Source organism: Vibrio sp. Vb0304 (genome assembly GCF_033338995.1).
In the GTDB taxonomy this organism is placed as follows: Bacteria; Pseudomonadota; Gammaproteobacteria; order Enterobacterales; family Vibrionaceae; genus Vibrio; species Vibrio alginolyticus.
In genome coordinates, this window is record NZ_JAWOTT010000398.1 from 1 (window position 1) to 1,010 (window position 1,010).

Consider the following 1,010-nt stretch of genomic DNA (forward strand, 5'->3'; position numbering starts at 1 on the left):
ATAAGTTGAAGTTCTTTTACGATGGCGTCTTTGTTCAGCATTCCACAAGGTAACGAGCCAAGCCCGCCAACATTACTCACTGCAATGGCCATTTGGCTATCTTGCACGCCAGCCATTGGGGCTTGAATAATCGGTAACTCTGTCCCCAAAAGTGCATTAAATGCGTTGTTTTTCATCGTTCTTCCTTGAGTTCATCCAACTGAGTTTTTGTTGTTTTATGCGCGCTTTCACTGATACGCATCAATATGTCCACTATCTCATATCGACTAATTTTCACCCAACTACGTTGTTATTTCTGTGCACTCAACGCCAACTCAAAATGACATTCCGCGTCAATTAGCGATTACTGACATGAATTTATGTGATCCAATTCAATCGCCTGAGTTACGTGCTTTTTTAAAGTTGCTCTGTTTCGCGAAACCTTACTTCTTACTCAACTTTTACCGGATCAACTATGAAGACATTTTCTAAAAAGCCGTTGCTGTATGCGTTAGCGGCGTTCTCTATCGGTGTGTCATTTTCTTCCTTTGCGGAAATTCGCAACGTCACGTTGCTGCACACCAATGACATTGAAAGCGTTTATGAGCCCGTTGACGCATTTTGGAATCCAGACATTAGCCGCATTGGCGGTATTCCTTACCTTGCCACACTGATCAAACAAACCCGCGCGCAAGAGGAGACCAGTTTCTTGTTCGATGCGGGGGACATTTTCACTGGTTCACTCGCGAAAAAAACGCAAGGCAAGCTCTCTTTCGATTTGTACAGTGCGATGGGCTACGACGCGATAACGCTCGGTAACCACGAATTTGAATACGGCTGGCAAACCTTGAAAGAGAACATGCCAAGAGCCGCCTACCCCGTGCTCAATGCCAACATCAAGTTTGAGCAAAACAATGCGCCTTTTGCTTCGCCATATACCATTGTTGAACGCGATGGCATTCGTGTCGGTGTGATTGGGGTAATGGGCGTTGATGCCTTCTACAACACCATGTGGAAAGGTAATCGCAAAG

Annotated in this window: 2 protein-coding genes; one reads left to right on the top strand and one right to left on the bottom strand. The window is 45.2% G+C overall.

Features of this window, described 5'->3' with window-relative positions:
* On the bottom strand, positions 1-176 hold a 176-nt coding region (locus R7P35_RS26515; protein ID WP_318093476.1), incomplete at its 3' end, for a nitronate monooxygenase.
* A 278-nt stretch (positions 177-454) separates the two neighbouring features.
* On the opposite strand from R7P35_RS26515, the gene R7P35_RS26520 reads away from it, so the two are divergent.
* Positions 455-1,010: metallophosphatase (locus R7P35_RS26520; RefSeq protein ID WP_318093475.1), on the top strand; the 556-nt coding region annotated here is incomplete at its 3' end.